This is a genomic window from Streptomyces sp. NBC_01224 (genome assembly GCF_036002945.1).
In the GTDB taxonomy this organism is placed as follows: Bacteria; Actinomycetota; Actinomycetes; order Streptomycetales; family Streptomycetaceae; genus Streptomyces.
The window spans coordinates 9572914-9589872 of the sequence record NZ_CP108529.1 but is presented as its reverse complement, the minus strand read 5'-3'; the positions used below and the strand labels follow the sequence as shown (position 1 = coordinate 9589872).

Here is a 16959-nt window from a genome sequence, read left to right as displayed (position 1 = left end):
AGGCCGGTGACAAGCTGCCGCACCTCACCACCCGCAACAGCGCCCGTGACATGGACGTCATCCGCGCCGCGCTGGGCGAGAAGAGGATCTCCTACCTGGGGATCTCCTACGGCACCTACCTCGGCGCCGTCTACATGCAGCTGTTCCCCAGCGCGCCGACCGGATCGTCCTGGACAGTGCGACCGACCCCACGCGGATCTACTGGGGGATGTTCCAGGACATGGCGAAGGCGGCCGAGCAGGCTTTCACGCGATGGACCGAATGGACCGTCCGGCGGCACACGACGTACGGACTGGGCGACACCCCGGCCAAGGTCCGCGAGACCTTCTGGAATCTGATCGCGCGGGCGGACCGCGAGCCCATTCCTTTCGAGGGGCAGACCCTCCTCCCGGTGACGGCATCCGAGCCGACAACCGCACGTTCTTCCACGTCCAGAAGCCCGCCGAACGGATCGCCGGGCTGAAGAAGGCGGCCGAGGGCAAGAACCCGGCTCCGTCCGGCACACCCGGTCAGGCCGAGCAGCCCGACGACAACTACGCCTCCATCGCCTGGTCCGTCATGTGCGCCGACACCCGCACCTGGTCGCACGAGCCCGAGCGGTACCGCCGCGAGGCGATCCGCGACAAGGCCCGGTATCCGCTGTACGGCGACTTCGCGGCCACCATCACACCATGCGCCTTCTGGAAGCAGGGCAGTGAGCCGCAGACCAAGATTGACAACAAGGTCGGTGCGCTGATCACACAGAACGAGTGGGACTCCCAGACGCCCCTCTTCGCCGGCCAGGCCATGCACCGGACCCTGCGAGGCTCCCGGATGCTCACCGTCGCCGGCGGCGAGGGACACGGCGTCCTCTACGCGCCCGACGGCAATTCCTGCGCAGACAAGGCCGCCACGGTCTACCTGACCACGGGCAGGCTCCCCGTCAAGGACCTGACCTGCCGGGCTTCGGCCGGGCAGAAGTAGCAACCCCGCACGCAACACCCCCGGGCTCTCCGGGAACGCACGACCGCGTCTGACCCTGAACGGTCCAGGGCGCGGGTGCGTCCACGGACGTGATGTACGGATTCGTTGACGAGGCCGCCGGTGGTGGTCACTCGCTCGGCTCAGTGGTCAAGGGTGGGTGACGGGCCCCCGGGTTCGTGGGTGCCATGCTCGCGGCTGGCACCGTCGGAGGGCTCCGTCGACTCTCTTTTTGCCACTGGGGATCTACTGCTCAACCTGGAAGCTCTTACTCGCGGTCGGGACCACGGAGGCACCCGACATCGCACTGAGGAGATCAGGAACTCCGCAAGTTCCAATAGCCGGACCTACCAATATGGAACCCGCCGGACCCCAGCGCCTGGTCCTCGCCGCCGTCGACCCCTACGTCGACCGCGACGTCCTCGACCAGCAGGTTGCCCGCGAGGAAGAACAGCGCCGCACCCTCGCCGCCTTCATGAGCGGATGGGACGCGGCCGGTGGAACCCCGTCCCAGCGCTGCATCAGCGCAGCGCAACACCGAGGCGTTGCGCCCCTGACCTGCGGTTTCACGCCGGACGGGGATGCCCAGGGCCGGTGTTGCAGCACCGCGTTGCAGCACGCGCGAGGCCCCGGGACATCGTGTCCCGGGGCCTCGCGCGGTCCAGCTCAACGGCCGGACGGCGGCGGTGTCACGCCCACTCCATGCCCGGCTCCCGCAGCGCGTTGTCCGGTCGCGTTTCTTGTTGCATCGTGACCGTTCACCGAGCTGGCGGGTGAAGAGCGGCGGGGACGCCAGCTCCGCGGGTGACCTTGGTGCGGAGCTTGACCGTGGAGAACGTCGACTCGATCGGGTTCGTGGTCCGCAGGTGGATCCAGTGTTCGGCCGGGAAGTCGTAGAACGCCAGCAGTTCCTCCTCGCATCGTTGCCACCGGTCTGCCACGCGTGCGCTGCTCCGCAGCCATCCCACCGAAGCGGCGGCCGGACGCCAGTAGCCGTTCCGACAGGGCAAGATGCCGGGCGCATCGTCCCGGTATCTTGCGCTGCTCGGTCGTCCCGGGCATGTCCAGCCCGGAGAAGAAGCAGTACTTCGTGCCGGGTTCGTCGGGGTGCATGAATAGGCCGTCACGGATTCGTCGGCCTGGACCAACAGCGGTGCCTGATATCCCTCCTAGGGTCGCACTGGAGGCCAGCAGGTGCTCCAGTGCGTCCTCGACGAGGAGACGAAAGCATGCAGACACTTTTGCGTGGTGGCCGTGTCATTGATCCGGGAACAGGGTTCGACGGCATCGCCGACGTCCTCGTGTCCGACGGCGTGGTCAGCGCCGTCGCCGCAGGGCTCGACGCGCCACCGGGATGCGCGGTCGTCGACGTCACGGGTTTGGTCGTCGGTCCGGGGTTCGTCGACCTGCACAGCCATGTGCACTCCATCGCGGGGCAGCGGCTGCAGGCCATGGACGGCGTGACGACGGCCCTCGACCTGGAAGCGGGCCTCATGCCCATCGGGCGTGCGTACGCCGAGGCCGCCGCGGACGGACGCCCGCTGCACTACGGCTTCTCCGCCTCGTGGGGTGGTGCCCGGGCCCAGGTGCTCGCCGGCATCCAGCCCGACGCACAGATCGGGAGCGGCCTCGCGGTGCTGGGAAACCGCGCATGGCAGCGCTCCTCCACCGATCGTGAACTCGCCGAGTGGCTGGCCCTGATCGAGGGTGAGCTGAGCGCCGGAGCGCTCGGCATCGGAGTCCTCCTCGGGTACGCGCCCCACAGTGAGCCTGCCGAGTTCCTTGCTGTCGCCCGGCTTGCCGCGAAGGCCGGCGTGCCGACGTACACCCACGTCCGCGAGCTGGTCGAGGTGGATCCCGGAACTCCCGCAGACGGCTCCGAGGAGATCGTCATCGCCGCGGCCGAGACCGGTGCAGCGATGCACCACTGCCACGTCAACAGCACTTCGGGCCACCACATCGACCGGGTACTCGGCGCGTTGGACGGTTCACGGCGGTCGGGATCTCGGGTGACGGTTGAGGCCTACCCGTACGGGGCCGGCAGCACGGCGATCGGAGCGGCCTTCCTCGACGCCGAACGCCTGCGGATGAAGGGCCTGTCCCCGTCGAGTGTCGTGATGCTCGAATCGGGGGAGCGCATCGCCGACGAGGGGCGCCTGCGGCAGTTGCGGAACAGCGACCCCGGGGCGCCCTGCATTCTGGAGTTCCTCGACGAGGGCAACCCGCGCGAGCTCGCGATGTTGCACCAGTCGCTGGCCTTCCCGGACGCGATTGTCGCCAGTGACGCGATGCCCGTCTTCTGGCCCGACGGCAGCAACGACAGCACCGAGTGGCCACTGCCGCCCGGGGGAACGACGCACCCGCGCACCGCGGGAACGTTCACCAGGACGCTGCGCGTGATGGTGCGGGAGAGCGGTGCCTGGGACTGGCCGGAGGCGTTCCGGCGGTGTGCCCACCTGCCGGCGCGGGTCCTCGACGAGGTGGCGCCGGGCGCTCGGGCGAAAGGACACCTCGGGGTCGGCGCGGACGCCGACATCGTCGTACTCGACCCCGTGGCGATCACCGATTGCGCGACCTACTTCGGCCCCACGCGGCCGTCTGTGGGCGTGCGGCACTTGTTTGTCGGTGGTGTCCCGGTGGTCAGTGCGGGGGAGTTGCAGGTCGACGCGCTTCCCGGACAGCCGCTGCGAGGTGAGCCACGATGACGGCGACGCGCGCCGAGGTGGCGGTGGAGGCCCTCGTCGCGGACATCGAGACCCTGGTGCGGTGCGAGTCGCCGTCGTCCGATCACGAAGCCGTCGCCCGCAGCGCAGACGTCGTGGCGGCACTGGGGCGCAGGCTGCTGGACACGGAACCGGATCGCGTGGTGATCGACGGGTGCACGCACCTGAGGTGGCGGTTCGGCGAGGCGCCGCGTGTGCTGCTGCTCGGACACCACGACACGGTGTGGCCCACCGGATCGGTGGAGACACACCCGTATGCCGTCCGGGACGGAGTGCTGCGCGGGCCGGGCTGCTTCGACATGAAGGCGGGTGTCGTGATGGCGCTGCACGCCGCCGCTGCCGCCGGGAACCGGTCGGGTCTTTCGATCCTGGTCACCGGTGACGAGGAGATCGGCTCGCCGTCGTCGCGACGGCTGATCGAGGAAGAGGCTCGCGGCTGCGACGCGGTGTTCGTGTTGGAGGCTTCGGCAGGCGACGGAGCGTTGAAGTGCCGCCGCAAAGGCGCCTCCCTGTACCGGATCGAAGTGGACGGCCGGGCCGCGCACGCCGGGCTCGAACCGGAGAAGGGGGTGAACGCCGGGGTGGAGGCGGCGCACCAGATCCTCGCAGTCGCGGCACTGGCCGACGCCGAGCGGGGCACGACCGTCGTGCCGACGGTCCTCTCCGCCGGCACCACGACCAACACGGTTCCCGCAGGCGCCAGCGTGGCGGTCGACGTACGTGTGTGGGACGAGGCGGAGCAGCGGCGGGTCGACCGGGCCGTGCGGGACCTCCGCCCCGTACTCGAGGGCTCGCGGATCCGCATCTCGGGTGGCATCAACCGCCCGCCGCTGCAGGCGGACGCGTCGTCGAGGCTGTTCGACCTCGCTGCAACGATCGCTGCCGAACTCGGCCTCGGAGCTCTTACCGCCGCCGCTGTCGGTGGCGCCTCGGACGGGAACTTCACCGCCGGCCTCGGGATCCCCACCCTCGACGGCCTCGGCGGCGTGGGCGGCGGTGCGCACGCGGACGACGAACACGTCGTCGTAGCCGAACTGCCACGGCGCACCGCCCTGCTCACCGCCCTGATCGACGCTGTGCTGGCGAAGTGAACTCTGTGCGCTACGACGAACGCGGCGGACAACCCTGGTGCGGCACCACGGTGACCCGCCCGGTAAGCCCGGAAAGGAAAGTCCCGTGAGAGATCTTGCGACATATGAGTCAGGTCTGGTTTCCCCGGCCGTGAGCGGAGCCGCGCTGGCCGCCGCGACCGCTGCTGCCGCCGCCTCACGTGTGGAAATCCGGGACCTGACCGAGGTGTCCGACCTGACCGATGTCTGCCGGCTCTTCGCATCGATCTGGCAGCCGGGCACGGGCGCCCAACCGGTGACGACAGAGCTGTTGCGGGCGATGGCCGCGGCGGGGAACTATGTCGCGGGCGCGTACGAAGGGGAGGAGCTGCTGGGAGCCTGCCTCGGCTTCTTCGGCAGCCCGGCCACGGCGAGCCTGCACAGCCACATCGCCGGCGTGGCGCCGCGAGGGCTCGGGAGGGGGATCGGATTCGCCCTCAAACTGCACCAGCGCGCCTGGGCGTTGCGCCAGGACGTCTCGCTGGTCACCTGGACGTTCGATCCCCTGGTGCGGCGGAACGCGTATTTCAACCTGGCCAAACTCGGCGCCGGCCCGGCGCGCTACCTGCCCGACTTCTACGGGCCGATGCGCGACGGCATCAACGGCGCCGGTGACACCGACCGGCTGATGGTCCGTTGGGAGCTTTCCGGCCCGGCGGCGTCCGCCGCTTCGCTCGGTGAGGCTGCCCGAGTCGAAGTAACCGCGCTGCGAGAGCGCGGTGCGGCCTCTGCCTTGTCGGTCGCACCTGACGGGGGACCGCTGACCGCAGTGGCCGACGGGCCGGTCGTGCTGGTCGCCGTGCCGCCCGACATCGAGACACTCCGGCGCACGGACCCGGATCAGGGCCAGGCGTGGCGCGTCGCGCTGCGGGAGGTGTTGGGAGGCCTGATGGCGGAGGAAGCCAGGGTCATCGGATTCGATCGTGCCGGCTGGTACGTGGTCTCAAGGGAGAAGTCGTCATGAAGCCCAATGGTGTGGAACTTCTGCGTGTCCAGATGCCTTTGGTGGCACCGTTCCGGACGTCGTTCGGTACGCAGAACGTACGGGAACTGCTGCTCATACGAGTCGTGACACCGAACGGCGAGGGTTGGGGCGAGTGCGTCACGATGGGAGAGCCGCTCTACTCCTCGGAGTACGTCGACGGGGCCGAGCACGTGCTGCGGAACTTCCTGGTCCCGGCCCTGATGGAGGGCGAGGTCACCGCGAGCCGAGTCGCGCCCCGCCTGGCCAGGTTCAAGGGTCACCGGATGGCGAAGGCCGCACTCGAGATGGCCGTGCTCGACGCTGAACTCCGAGCACACGACCTGTCCTTCGCCACCGCGCTCGGGTCCACCCGGGACTCCGTGCCCTGCGGGGTTTCGGTCGGCATCATGGACTCCGTCCCACAACTCCTGGACGTCGTAGGCGGCTATCTCGACGCCGGCTACGTGCGGATCAAGCTGAAGATCGAACCCGGTTGGGACGTCGAGCCGGTGCGAGCGGTGAGGGAGCGCTTCGGCGACGATGTGCTGCTGCAGGTCGACGCCAACACGGCGTACACGCTGTCCGACGTGTCCCAGCTCTCCCGACTGGATCCCTTCGAGCTCCTCCTCATCGAGCAGCCCCTGGACGAGGAGGACCTCCTGGGCCACGCCGAGCTGGCCCGTCGCATCCGCACGCCGATCTGCCTCGACGAGTCGATCGTGTCCGCCCGTTCCGCTGCCGACGCGATCACGCTGGGTGCCTGTCGCATCGTGAACATCAAGCCCGGCCGGGTCGGTGGTTACCTCGAGGCACGGCGGGTGCACGACGTCTGCGCCGCCCGCGGGATCCCCGTGTGGTGCGGTGGCATGATCGAGACCGGGCTTGGGCGGGCGGCCAACGTCGCGCTCGCCTCGCTGCCCGGGTTCACCCTGCCCGGCGACACCTCGGCGTCGGACCGGTTCTACCGGAACGACATCACGGAACCGTTCGTCCTGAAGGACGGACACCTGCCCGTGCCCCAGGGGCCGGGCCTCGGCGTCACCCCGATTCCCGACCTGCTGGCGGAGGTCACGACCTCGAAGGTGTGGCTCGGTTCGTAGCACGCGACGAACTCGCCGTGAAATCCGGTCGGATCGGACCAACAGGTTCCGGTGCGGCCGGAGTTACCTTTGGGCGGTGCTGACACCGACGTCTGGCAAGCCACACACAAGCCTGGCGCGCGTTCTCGAAGACCTAGGGGACGTGTTGCTGGAGTCGATAGCCGGCGGCGCGGGCACGCGCCGGCAGCTGAGCGGCGTAGTCATCCACGACCCGCTCGACGAGGCGCAGTTCCCCGCCCAGGCCGTCGTCCTGGGGGTGGGCTTCCACGAACCGGACGACGTGGTCCGCCTCCTGTACGAACTCGGCCGCAAGGGCGCTGCGGCGCTCGTCGTCCGGTCACCCTTCACCGCGACCGTGGAAATCCGGCGGGCCGCCGACAAGTCCGGCGTCGCACTGCTCGGACTCACCCGAGGCGCCTCGTGGGCGCAGGTCGCCGCCATGCTCCGCACCCTGCTCGTCGAGGGGGACATCGGCGACATCTCACCGCAGACGCTGGGCGGCATGCCGTCGGGCGACCTGTTCGCGCTGGCCAACGCCGTGGCCGCGCTGTTGGACGCGCCGGTCACCATCGAGGACCGCAGCTCACGGGTGCTCGCCTTCTCCGGCCGCCAGGACGAGGCCGACCAGTCCCGAGTGGAGACGATCCTGGGCCGCCAGGTACCGGAACGGTTCACGCTTGGCCTGGCTCGCAACGGCGTCTTCGAGCGTCTCCATCGCGGCCATGCGCCCGTGTACGTCGACCCGCTCCACGACGAGACGATGACCGTTCCCCGGGTGGCGCTGGCGGTGCGGGCCGGCGACGAGATCCTCGGTTCGATCTGGGCGGCGGTGCCCGGGCCCTTGTCCAAAGAGCGGACGCAGGCGCTGATCGACGCCGGCAAGCTCGTCGCGCTCCACATGTTGCGTCTGCGTGCGGGCGCCGATGTCGAACGCCGCCTGCGCGCCGACCTGGTGAGCACCGCCCTCGAAGGCGGCGCGGGCGCACCGGAGGCGATTGCGCGGCTCGGGCTGGTGGGGCAGCCCGCGATCGTGCTGGCGCTGGGTCTGTTCGGTGGTTCGGACGCCGATCCGTCGACGGAGGACGGTCTGCGCCGGGTCGCGGATCGCCAGCGGGTCGCGGACGCGCTGGCCATGCACCTGAGTGCGGTCCAGGCGCGCTCGGCCGTGGCGCTGGTGGGCGACGTGGCCTACGGCATCGTGCCGATGCCGGGAGGCCAGGCGGACTGCCAGGAGCGGTCGATCCGCGTCGCGTCGACCTTCCTGGAGCGCACCGGGCAGCGCGTGGACGCGGCGATCGGCATCGGCCCGCCCGCACTCGACGGCTCCGGACTCAGCCGCTCGCGCGACGGCGCGGACCGAGCGCTGCGGGTGCTGCTCGCCAACGAGGGCGCCCGGCGGGTGGCCACGGCGGAGGACGTCCACGTCGACGCTCTCATGCTGGACCTCGCCGATCTGGCCGCCGCGCGCGGGGGCGTGGCGACCGGGCCCGTCGCCCGCCTGCTCGACTACGACGTCCGGCACCAGTCGCAACTCGTCCACACGCTGTCGTGCTGGCTGGACACCTTCGGCGACGTGGCCGCCGCGTCCGCCGCGGCGTACGTGCATCCCAACACCTTCCGGTACCGACTGCGACGGGTCGCAGAGGTCGGTGAGATCAACCTCGACGACCCTGGCGAGCGGTTCGCGGCGATGCTGCAACTCCGGCTCCACACGCCCGGCACCATGAGCAGAAGCCGGACGCCGCAACGAGTCAACATTCGTCCGCACCGCCCGAACACCACCTGAAGGTTTGTGGAACTCCACGAATCCGCTGCGTCACCTGATGTCCAGGATGGGCCATCACCCCCGACGCAGCGGTACGGAGGCAACCATGACCGCGGTGGTCACCGAGGACACCTGGACACCTGAGCGGGTCAACCGGACAGCAACGATCACGATGGTGGTCATGCTGTGCGCCTGGTCGATCGACTACATCGACCGGTTCTCCATCAGCATGGCTCTGCCGTCGATCGGAGAGGAGTTCCATCTCGGCAAGACCGCGCAGGGCTCGCTGGTCACCGTCTTCGCGCTGGTCTACATGATCTGCCAGATACCGGCTGGCTACCTGGCCGATCGGTATGGCTCCCGCAAACCGATGCTGATCACGCTCGTGCTGTGGTCGCTGTTCACCGCTTTGACCGGAATGGCCGGCACCTTCGGTCTGCTCCTGCTGTTCCGTGGCCTGTTCGGTGCTTGTCAGGGCGCCTTCCCGGCGGCGTCGTTCAAAGCCATCGCGGAACGGACGACACCGCGGAGACGGGGAACCGCCACCAGCGTGATGTTGTCCGCCAGTGGGATCGCCGGCCTTGCACCCCTGCTCGTCGCCCCACTGCTGACAGCCATCGGCTGGAGGCACACCTTCCTCTGGATGGCGGGTTGTGGCGCGGCCATCGGCATCGGGCTGTGGGCGCTCCTGCCCAAGGCGTTGCCGGACCGGCTCAGCCGGCTCCCGCAAACGACGGTGACGACGCCCGAAGTCTCGCGTGCGCAAGTGCTGAAGTCCCCGGCCGTGTGGAAGTTCGCGGTGCTGTTCTGCGCGATGAACATGCTCAGCTACGGCCTGGTCACCTGGGTGCCCAGCTATCTGCTCGAGGCCAGACACCTGTCGCTGAACGCGACCGGCGTGCTGTCGGCGATCCCGAGTCTGGTGGGCTTCGCGACGACCATCTTCGGCGGCTGGCTGTTCGACCGGTACTTCCATGACAAGGCCAGGTGGTACCTGGTGTCCATCGCGACGGTGACCGCGGTCCTGCTCGCCCTGATGGTGTCGGCGGGCAGCGCGGCGACATTCACGGTCTACGAGACGTTGGCCGTCGGAGTGTTCGGGATGGCGACGATGTGCGTCTTCGGCCTTCCGCTGCGGGTGCTTCCCACGGCGGTGGCCGGACTCGGTGCCGGGATGACGAACTTCGGCGGCCAGGTCGCCGGCGTCATCGCGCCGCTGGCGATGGGCTGGCTGGCCGACGCGTTCTCCTACACCGCGGCGTTCGGCTTCCTGATCGGCACCACGCTGCTCACCGGAGTGATCGCGTTCTGGGTCCCGCAGCGCGCCGAACAGTTCAACTTCCCGTCGACCGGAACCAAGTAGTCGGTTGGCGCACCAGCAAACAGATCCGGTCCGGACAGAAAGTCCGCACCGGACAGACAGAAGGGATCACCCCATGGTCACCGAATCGGAACTGATCGCGACAATCACCGCCCGAGCGGCGGAAGTCGGCGTCCGCGTCTGGCTGCACGCGGCCGATCTGGACGGCCCGCGACAGATGGGCATCGACGCCGAGGAGCCGGTGGTCACCGCCTCCGTGTTCAAGGTTCCCGTGGCAGTGGAACTTGCCCGGCAGGCGGCCGACGGTGAATTCGACCTCGCCGAGCGGATCGCGGTGGCACCGGGACATCCGACCGCCAGCCCGTACGGCCTTGCGACGTTCCGCCACGACGTCACGATGTCCTGGTACGACCTGGCCGTCCTGATGATCGGCATCAGCGACAACGTCGCCACGGACCTGATCCTCGGGAAGGTGGGAAAGGCCGCGGTCGCCAAGACGCTGCGGCGGCTCGGCCTCCCGCACACGGCCGTCCCCCACGACTGCGGGGAGCTGTTGCGCACGATCGGCGAAGACCTCGGGATCGACTACCAGGACGACGAACGGATCCTGGCCGCGCTGCCGGCCGAACAACTCGCCAGGCTACGTGCGTTGACACCCGAAGAGACCTGCCGGACCACCGCCGCGGAAAGCACCCGGTTGCTGGGCCTGATCTGGCGAGACGAAGCAGCCCCCGCGGCGGCATGCGTCGACGTCCGGCGCTGGCTGGAACTGCAGCTGTGGCCGCACCGACTGCGCTCCGGCTTCGCGGACGACGACGTCAGGATCAGCGGCAAGACCGGAACGCTGCCCTCGCTGCGCAACGAGATCGGCGTGGTGGAGTACCCGGACGGCGGCCGGTACGCAGTCGGTGTCTTCACCAGAGCCATCGACGCCCGATCGAGAGTTCCCGAGCGTGACGCCTTCATCGGGTTCGCCGCCGCCCGGGCGGTGGACTGGCTTCGGCGGTAACCCATACCGGCGGCCGGGTGTTTCGTCGGCCGCGATGAAGGTATCGCCAGTTCTCGTCGTTTCTCACGAATCGGCCACGAGCGCGTAGGTCGTACCCTCCCGGAATCACCCGTTCTCCCTCGCAGAGACAAGAGGTGCACATGCACGAACTCAATGAACTCTGTAGCTGGTTGGAAAGTCGCCTTCCCGAGTTGCTGTCCGAGTACAAGGTGCCGGCCGCATCGATCGCCGTATACGCACACGGCGAGGTGATCGACCGCGCGGCCGGGGTACTGAACAAGGACACCGGCGTCGAGGCCACTGCGGACTCCGTCTTCCAGATCGGTTCGATCACCAAGGTCTGGACGACCACGCTGGCGATGCAGCTCGTCGACGAGGGCGCGCTCGACATCGACGCCCCGGTCCGGGGGTACCTGCCCGGATTCGCCGTCGGTGACGAGACAGCATCCGCGAAGATCACCGTCCGTCAGCTGATGTGCCACACCTCCGGTTTTGAGGGCGACATCTTCCTCGACACCGGACGCGGCGACGACGCGGTGCACAAGCTCGTCACCCTCCTCGCCGGCGTGCCCCAGTTGTTCGCGCCGGGCGAGATGTTCTCGTACAACAACGCCGCCTTCTGTGTGCTCGGACGCATCGTCGAGGTGCTGCGCGGCAAGTCCTACGACGACTGCCTGCGCGACCACCTGTTCACGCCACTGGGGCTGACCCATGCCGCCCCCAGCCCGTACGAGGCCGTCAGGTTCCGTGCCGCGTCGGGGCACCTCTCGCCGGAGCAGGACGCCGAGCCGCAGCCCGCGCAGGCCTGGGCACTGCCCCGGTCGAACGCGCCCGCAGGATCGATGCTGGCGATGCGAGCGCGGGACCTGCTGACGTTCGCGCGGATGCATCTCGACGGGGGCAGGGGGCCCGATGGGACGGCGGTGCTCACGCCGGAGAGCGCGCTCGCCATGCGGCACCGCGAGGTGGACCTGCTGGATCTCGGTCTGATGTGCGACGCCTGGGGACTCGGCTGGTCGCTCTTCGACTGGCCGGGCGGCGCGGTGGTCGGCCACGACGGCGGCACGCTCGGCCAGTCCGCCTTCCTGCGGGTGGTTCCCGACCGCGACATCGCGGTGGCACTGCTGACCAACGGCGGCAACCCGCTCCCGCTGTACGTCGAACTCGTCGGCCGAGTGCTGCGCGAGCTGGCCGGAGTGGAAATGCCGGCGCTCCCGGTGCCGGACGCCAACGCCCCACGCGTCGAGACGGCGAGGTTCGTGGGCGAGTACTCGTCGTCCGTCAGTGACACCGTGGTCAGCGAGGACGCCGACGGCCGGCTGTGGGTCCAGCGGAACCCGAAGGGGGTGTTTGTCGAGCTCGACGGCGGTCCGTCGGAAAGGATCGAACTGGTCGCGTACGACGGCGACAAGCTGATCCCGGCCGAGCCGCAGCACGGCATGCACATGGTGCACGCGTTCGTCGGTGACGACGGGAACGGGCGGGCGCAGTTCCTGCACACCGGCCGGGCCGATCGGCGGGTGAGCCGGTGAACGCCATCGCTCGAAGAGATCGAAGCCGCCCGCACGCCCGCTGGCGGCTGGAAGCGTGACCAGCTTGCCGCCTGGGGCGTTCCGTGGCCCCCGCCGAAGGGCTGGAAGGACAAGCTGACCGAGTGCTGGAAGGCCGCACAGCAGGACGGCGCACCACTGCCCCGCCCGACCCCGGCCGCCCCCGCACAGGAGACGCTCGACTTCGGCTGACCGACGACATTGGGGCCGGACAGGATCACTCTGCCCGGCCCCACTATTCGTCCGTACGCTGCTACGCCCACTGCATCCCGATGGCGAGTGCGGGCCTGCCACCGGTCATAGGTAGCCGAGTGAGCGGGCGGTTTCGCGAAGCAGGCGCTCGGTGATCTTCGGGCCGTTGCGAAGGATCTCGGCCTCGGCAGCGGCCACGGCTCCAACGGACACCCCCACATACCCGAACCAACCGATTCAGCCACCCGCGAAGTACGGAGCTAGTCAGCACCTCCCGCACAACGAGGTGCCTCTGTGTCTTGTCAAGTCACGTGAAATGGCTGGTGTTTAGACCTGCGCTCGTCGGCGATCACGCACCACACGTGGTCGGCGAGACGGCGCTTCAGTAGGGTCGGGGACTGGCGCGGTTGCTGACGCTCCGTTTCCAGTCCCCGCCGCTTCAAACCGTGCATGCAGTTCTCCCGCACACGGCTTTCCTCCACGGCCGCCCCGCCCTCGTGGCCGGCTCCTGCACGCCAGAGGCGTCAACGTAACCGTCTTCGGCATCGACCCCGTCCGCCCCGGCAGGCATTCCCGCAGAGCCTCGCCGTCGCTCCCAGCGAGAGCACGCTGACCGGGGCCGTCCGCCAGAGAGCAGTCCACGGCACGCACAATGTGCGATCGCAGAGTCTTATGCAGATGGTGCATAAATGACGAGCTGCGGGACACGCAACTCGACCGGACCGGCGCAAGTTGGCGGCCCGGTCGTTACCGCCCCACCGCCGTCGGCTGCGCCAGCCCTGCGGCAGCCGCTTTCGCCTCGGCGTCGGACACACTCAGGGCGTCCTCGCATCCGGCGTGCAGGTCAAGGCCGACGCTTACGTCGGCCACCTCCGGTCGCACCTGGCCGCGGGTGCACTGGTGTTCGAGGTGTGGGAGGCGCTGTGCGCAGTCAGTTGTGCTATCCAGCTCGTCGAAAACTGAAGTGGGCGTTGGTCGACCCAGTGGGTGTGGCAGTCATGGAATCTCCGTCGACCACAACGTCGAGACTGTTCGGCACTTCGACAGTGACGCACGATGAATGCTTCGGAAACTCGATCCTAAAGCTCTGACCTTTGCCATCGGAGCCTTCGGTCGCTTCCACCGTGGCATCTCCGCACATGCTCATGGGCGAGCTGCCCAAAGTGGCAGTGCCGTCCTCATCGACGCTGATCAACGCTCCGTCAGCGAAATCGGCATATCCTGTCGGCTGTGGTCCGTCCGCTGTCGCTTCCACGATTGCGCTGGACAGCCACGGTAGGGGCGGCTCCGGGCCGCCATGCCGACTGGCTCTCAAGCAGGCCGGATCGCCGAACTGCTGAACCAGCTCGAGATTCAGCATGCACCGGATCGTGGAAGGCCACCCGGACACAGCGAGCAGAAGCCGGCAAGCCGACCACTGACGGACGATCTACTCCCCAGACAGCCGCCCACGACCAGCGCGAGTACCCCGAGAGCCGGTCACACCAGCCCTTTGACCAGCGACTTCAAGTTGGCGGAGGCTCAGTGATCTGACCTGCGTACGCAACCTGCGAACCACAGGTGACGACGAGCGCTTCGACCTGGGTGGTCAAGGTTCAGTGACACAAACCGCCCTCTCTACGCGATGCGGCTTGACCTCTAGGCTCCTGAGATGTCTACGGCCAGGTGGCGAGTAACGCTGGGTAATGTTCCGGGCTGTCGTTTCCCCTCGTCCGCGATTGCCGTTGTCGCGGGTGATCGCGAGGCCCGGTCACGCGACCAGGCGCAGCCAGGCCGCCGCGAGTGCGGCGTGACCGGCCGGCGTGGGGTGTACGCCGTCCGCGGCCCAGTACTCCGGCCCGGTCTTCGCGGCGAGCTCGGCGAACATGTCGTCGGCGTCGAGCAGATGCGCGCCGTACTTGCGGGCGAGCTTGCGCACGGCCTGGATCTTCGGGTCCAGATCGGTGCGCCATTCCTTTCGCTCTTCCTCTCCGATGAGTGCGACTCCGGCACCGGCCTCGACGACGCCGTGGATCGGCAGGAGGAACGGCTCGAGGAGGATCAGCTCCGTGCCCGCCTCGGCGAGGGGCGCGAGCAGGCGGTCATAACCCGCTTCGAACTCCTCCACGGCGATCACGTACCCCTTCGGGTCTAGTGTCCTGCACCGGAGATCCATCGTTAGTTCCTGTATGAGTGTTTCTGCGGGTGTGCCCGCACCGCGTCGTGGTCCGAAGCTGGAACCGTTGTTGTTGTCCGTTGACGAGCGTGCGGTGCTGGAGCGTTGGGCCCGGCGGGCGACGTCTGCGCAGGCGGTGGCGTTACGGGCGCGGATCGTGCTGGCGTGTGCAGGCCCTGACGTTCCGCCGATTGTTGTGGTGGCGCGGGATCTTCGGGTAGCGGCGGATACGGTCCGCAAGTGGCGTCGGCGGTTCCTGGCCGCCCGGCTGGACGGGTTGATGGACGAGCCCCGGCCGGGTCGACCGCCCACCATCAGCGTCGACCAGGTGGAGGCCGTCGTGGTCAGCACGTTGGAGGAGATGCCGAAGAACGCCACGCACTGGTCGCGCAAGTCGATGGCCGACCGCAGCGGGCTGTCGAAGTCGACCGTGGGCCGAATCTGGCGCAAGTTCCATCTCAAGCCTCATCTGACGGACACCTTCAAACTGTCGGCGGACCCCTTGTTCGTGGAGAAGGTCTACGACGTGGTCGGGCTGTACTTCAATCCGCCCGAAGGGGCGGTGGTGCTGTCGGTGGACGAGAAGTCGCAGATCCAGGCGCTGGACCGGTCTCAGCCGGTGCTGCCGATGATGCCGGGCATGCCCGAGCGTCGCACCCACGACTACGTCCGCAACGGTCTGACCACCCTCTTCGCGGCCTTCGACGTCGCGACCGGCGAAGTCATCACCTCGCTGCACCGTCGGCACCGGGCAGCGGAGTTCAAGAAGTTCCTCATCAAGATCGAAAAGGAGGTTCCCGGGCACCTCCAGGTCCACCTGATCTGCGATAACTACGGCACCCACAAGACGCCCGCCATCAAGGCATGGCTGGCCAAACACCCCCGATTCCACCTGCACTTCACCCCTACCAGTTCGTCCTGGATCAACCAGGTGGAGAGGTGGTTCGGCTTCCTCGCCGACCAGAAGATCCGCCGCGGCTCCCACAAAAGCGTGCGTTCCCTGGAAGCCGACATCCGTGCGTGGGTAAAGGAGTGGAACGAAAACCCAACACCGTTCATCTGGACCAAGACGGCCGAGGAGATCCTCGACTCCCTCGCCCGCTTCTGCCGACGGATCTCCGGCGCAGGACACTAGCGTGTGCCAGCCCATGTCATTGACCCCGACGAGGATCGACACCACGTCCGGGCGCGCGTCGAGCACGTCTGTCTGCCAGCGGGCTTCGAGGTCCATCACCTTGTTGCCGCCAATCCCGGTGTTCAGCCACGTCACGGGCCGGTCCGGGTGCCGGAAGCCCCACTCGCCCGCAACGCGCAGCGGGTAGCCGAACCCGAGACCGTCTTCGCTCTCCAGCCGTTGGCAGTCGGTGATCGAATCGCCGGTGAACATCACGGTGCTTCCCGGTCGGACAGTGATCGTCATGTGCGCTCCTTGAACTCGGGTGGGGAGAGGAAAGCGGAAACCCACAGCCGGATGGGCACCCGGCAGGACCTCTCGAAAGGTGCCAGACCCCACCGACACCGGACCGACAGCCCCCGATACGCCACCGACACCACGGCTCCGCCGCCCGATCCTCGGGCTCACCAGGACGCCCTGACGAAACCGGACGTGATCACTTCGCGCAATGGCCTGGACCCACATCAGCAGCGATGCGCGGCAATGGCGGAAACGTTAGGGTCACGGATCGGCAATGTCAGCACATGTTTTCCGTAACGCTGGCACATTTGGTTGACCGACCAGCGAATGGGGCCTGAATGTCGTCTCCGAATCCACCTCAGCCGCCTCGCGGGACACCGATATTCCTCGACAGCAGCGGAACCCTGACAGTCGGCCAGTGGCATACTCCCGCGAGCGGCGCAACCGTCCAGACCATCGACGGCACAGGCAAGCGAATCACCGTGACACGATTGTTCGCGACCGGCCTGTTCGCCTTCGCACTCAAGAAGAAGACCGGTGCGCTGTCTGTCGTGATCTGTGGAAGGGACGGAGACAGCACAACGGTGAAGGTCTCGGCCAAAAAGGCACAGGACGTCATGGCCTGGGCTGTCGCATTCAACGGCTGGTCCGAAGCTAACAGTTGACAGGCGTCAACCCTCTGTCAACTCCTCTCCCG

At 68.2% G+C, this 16959-nt stretch carries 15 protein-coding genes and 2 pseudogenes; 11 read left to right on the top strand and 6 right to left on the bottom strand.

Features of this window, described 5'->3' with window-relative positions; genetic code table 11:
- Positions 1–252 precede the first annotated feature (252 nt).
- On the top strand, positions 253–963 hold the full coding sequence (locus tag OG609_RS44030; protein WP_327277859.1) for an alpha/beta hydrolase: 711 nt from the start codon (positions 253–255) through the stop codon (positions 961–963).
- Between the two features lie 313 nt (positions 964–1276).
- On the opposite strand, the gene OG609_RS44025 is transcribed toward OG609_RS44030, so the two are convergent.
- Both OG609_RS44025 and OG609_RS44020 read right to left on the bottom strand, forming a co-directional pair.
- Positions 1277–1579, bottom strand: coding sequence for a hypothetical protein (locus OG609_RS44025; RefSeq protein WP_327277858.1), 303 nt, complete (start codon positions 1577–1579; stop codon positions 1277–1279).
- A 172-nt stretch (positions 1580–1751) separates the two neighbouring features.
- Positions 1752–2087: pseudogene (locus OG609_RS44020) on the bottom strand (transposase); the annotation flags it as partial.
- 102 nt (positions 2088–2189) lie between these two features.
- Here OG609_RS44020 and OG609_RS44015 point away from each other — a divergent pair.
- The 8 genes from OG609_RS44015 to OG609_RS43980 all read left to right on the top strand — a co-directional run bounded on the left by OG609_RS44015 (position 2190) and on the right by OG609_RS43980 (position 12483).
- The gene (locus OG609_RS44015; protein ID WP_327277857.1) at positions 2190–3665 is read left to right on the top strand and encodes an amidohydrolase family protein; all 1476 of its coding nucleotides are present in this window, start codon (positions 2190–2192) and stop codon (positions 3663–3665) included.
- Positions 3662–4774 (top strand): M20 family metallopeptidase, encoded by a 1113-nt coding sequence (locus tag OG609_RS44010; protein WP_327277855.1) that lies wholly within the window; start codon positions 3662–3664, stop codon positions 4772–4774. Before OG609_RS44015 ends, OG609_RS44010 begins: the two co-directional genes overlap by 4 nt.
- Before the next feature lie 85 nt (positions 4775–4859).
- Positions 4860–5756, top strand: coding sequence for a GNAT family N-acetyltransferase (locus OG609_RS44005; RefSeq protein ID WP_327277854.1), 897 nt, complete (start codon positions 4860–4862; stop codon positions 5754–5756).
- Positions 5753–6856 carry an o-succinylbenzoate synthase gene (gene menC, locus OG609_RS44000; RefSeq protein ID WP_327277853.1) on the top strand — a complete coding sequence of 368 codons (1104 nt, stop codon included), beginning with the start codon at positions 5753–5755 and terminating at the stop codon, positions 6854–6856. Before OG609_RS44005 ends, menC begins: the two co-directional genes overlap by 4 nt.
- Positions 6857–6998: 142 nt before the next feature.
- Positions 6999–8642, top strand: a complete 1644-nt coding sequence (locus OG609_RS43995; RefSeq protein ID WP_327277852.1) for a helix-turn-helix domain-containing protein — start codon at positions 6999–7001, stop codon at positions 8640–8642.
- Positions 8643–8727: 85 nt separating this feature from the next.
- Positions 8728–9984 carry an MFS transporter gene (locus OG609_RS43990; protein WP_327277851.1) on the top strand — a complete coding sequence of 419 codons (1257 nt, stop codon included), beginning with the start codon at positions 8728–8730 and terminating at the stop codon, positions 9982–9984.
- Positions 9985–10057: 73 nt separating this feature from the next.
- Entirely contained in the window at positions 10058–10951 is an 894-nt protein-coding gene (locus OG609_RS43985) for a serine hydrolase (RefSeq protein WP_327277849.1), read from the top strand.
- Between the two features lie 170 nt (positions 10952–11121).
- Complete coding sequence (locus tag OG609_RS43980; protein WP_327277848.1) at positions 11122–12483, top strand: serine hydrolase domain-containing protein; 1362 nt, start codon at positions 11122–11124, stop codon at positions 12481–12483.
- Positions 12484–13440: 957 nt separating this feature from the next.
- Here the strand turns inward: OG609_RS43980 and OG609_RS43975 are convergent.
- The 3 genes from OG609_RS43975 to OG609_RS43965 form a co-directional block, all read right to left on the bottom strand.
- Positions 13441–13563, bottom strand: a complete 123-nt coding sequence (locus OG609_RS43975) for a hypothetical protein (RefSeq protein ID WP_327277847.1) — start codon at positions 13561–13563, stop codon at positions 13441–13443.
- 70 nt (positions 13564–13633) lie between these two features.
- The gene (locus OG609_RS43970) at positions 13634–14053 is read right to left on the bottom strand and encodes a hypothetical protein (RefSeq protein WP_327277846.1); all 420 of its coding nucleotides are present in this window, start codon (positions 14051–14053) and stop codon (positions 13634–13636) included.
- 390 nt (positions 14054–14443) lie between these two features.
- Positions 14444–14848: a GDSL-type esterase/lipase family protein gene (locus OG609_RS43965; protein WP_327277845.1), complete on the bottom strand. Its 405-nt coding sequence runs from the start codon at positions 14846–14848 to the stop codon at positions 14444–14446.
- A 13-nt stretch (positions 14849–14861) separates the two neighbouring features.
- Between OG609_RS43965 and OG609_RS43960 the strand changes: the two genes are divergently transcribed.
- Positions 14862–15983, top strand: a complete 1122-nt coding sequence (locus tag OG609_RS43960) for an IS630 family transposase (protein WP_327272935.1) — start codon at positions 14862–14864, stop codon at positions 15981–15983.
- On the opposite strand, the pseudogene OG609_RS43955 reads toward OG609_RS43960, so the two are convergent.
- A pseudogene (locus tag OG609_RS43955) lies at positions 15981–16235 on the bottom strand (GDSL-type esterase/lipase family protein); the annotation flags it as partial. The gene OG609_RS43960 and the pseudogene OG609_RS43955 sit on opposite strands and share 3 nt — an antisense overlap.
- 365 nt (positions 16236–16600) lie before the next feature.
- On the opposite strand from OG609_RS43955, the gene OG609_RS43950 reads away from it, so the two are divergent.
- Positions 16601–16927, top strand: a complete 327-nt coding sequence (locus tag OG609_RS43950; protein WP_327277844.1) for a hypothetical protein — start codon at positions 16601–16603, stop codon at positions 16925–16927.
- Positions 16928–16959 lie beyond the last annotated feature (32 nt).

Excerpts from the sequence above, each read along its gene's own strand:
- OG609_RS44015 (WP_327277857.1), top strand. The coding sequence starts at position 2,190 with ATGCAGACACTTTTGCGTGGTGGCCGTGTCATTGATCCGGGAACAGGG.
- OG609_RS43950 (WP_327277844.1), top strand. The coding sequence starts at position 16,601 with ATGTCGTCTCCGAATCCACCTCAGCCGCCTCGCGGGACACCGATATTC.
- OG609_RS43960 (WP_327272935.1), top strand. The coding sequence starts at position 14,862 with ATGAGTGTTTCTGCGGGTGTGCCCGCACCGCGTCGTGGTCCGAAGCTG.
- menC (WP_327277853.1), top strand. The coding sequence starts at position 5,753 with ATGAAGCCCAATGGTGTGGAACTTCTGCGTGTCCAGATGCCTTTGGTG.
- OG609_RS43965 (WP_327277845.1), bottom strand. The coding sequence starts at position 14,848 with ATGGATCTCCGGTGCAGGACACTAGACCCGAAGGGGTACGTGATCGCC.
- OG609_RS43985 (WP_327277849.1), top strand. The coding sequence starts at position 10,058 with ATGGTCACCGAATCGGAACTGATCGCGACAATCACCGCCCGAGCGGCG.
- OG609_RS43970 (WP_327277846.1), bottom strand. The coding sequence starts at position 14,053 with ATGCTGAATCTCGAGCTGGTTCAGCAGTTCGGCGATCCGGCCTGCTTG.
- OG609_RS44030 (WP_327277859.1), top strand. The coding sequence starts at position 253 with ATGGACCGAATGGACCGTCCGGCGGCACACGACGTACGGACTGGGCGA.
- OG609_RS44010 (WP_327277855.1), top strand. The coding sequence starts at position 3,662 with ATGACGGCGACGCGCGCCGAGGTGGCGGTGGAGGCCCTCGTCGCGGAC.
- OG609_RS43990 (WP_327277851.1), top strand. The coding sequence starts at position 8,728 with ATGACCGCGGTGGTCACCGAGGACACCTGGACACCTGAGCGGGTCAAC.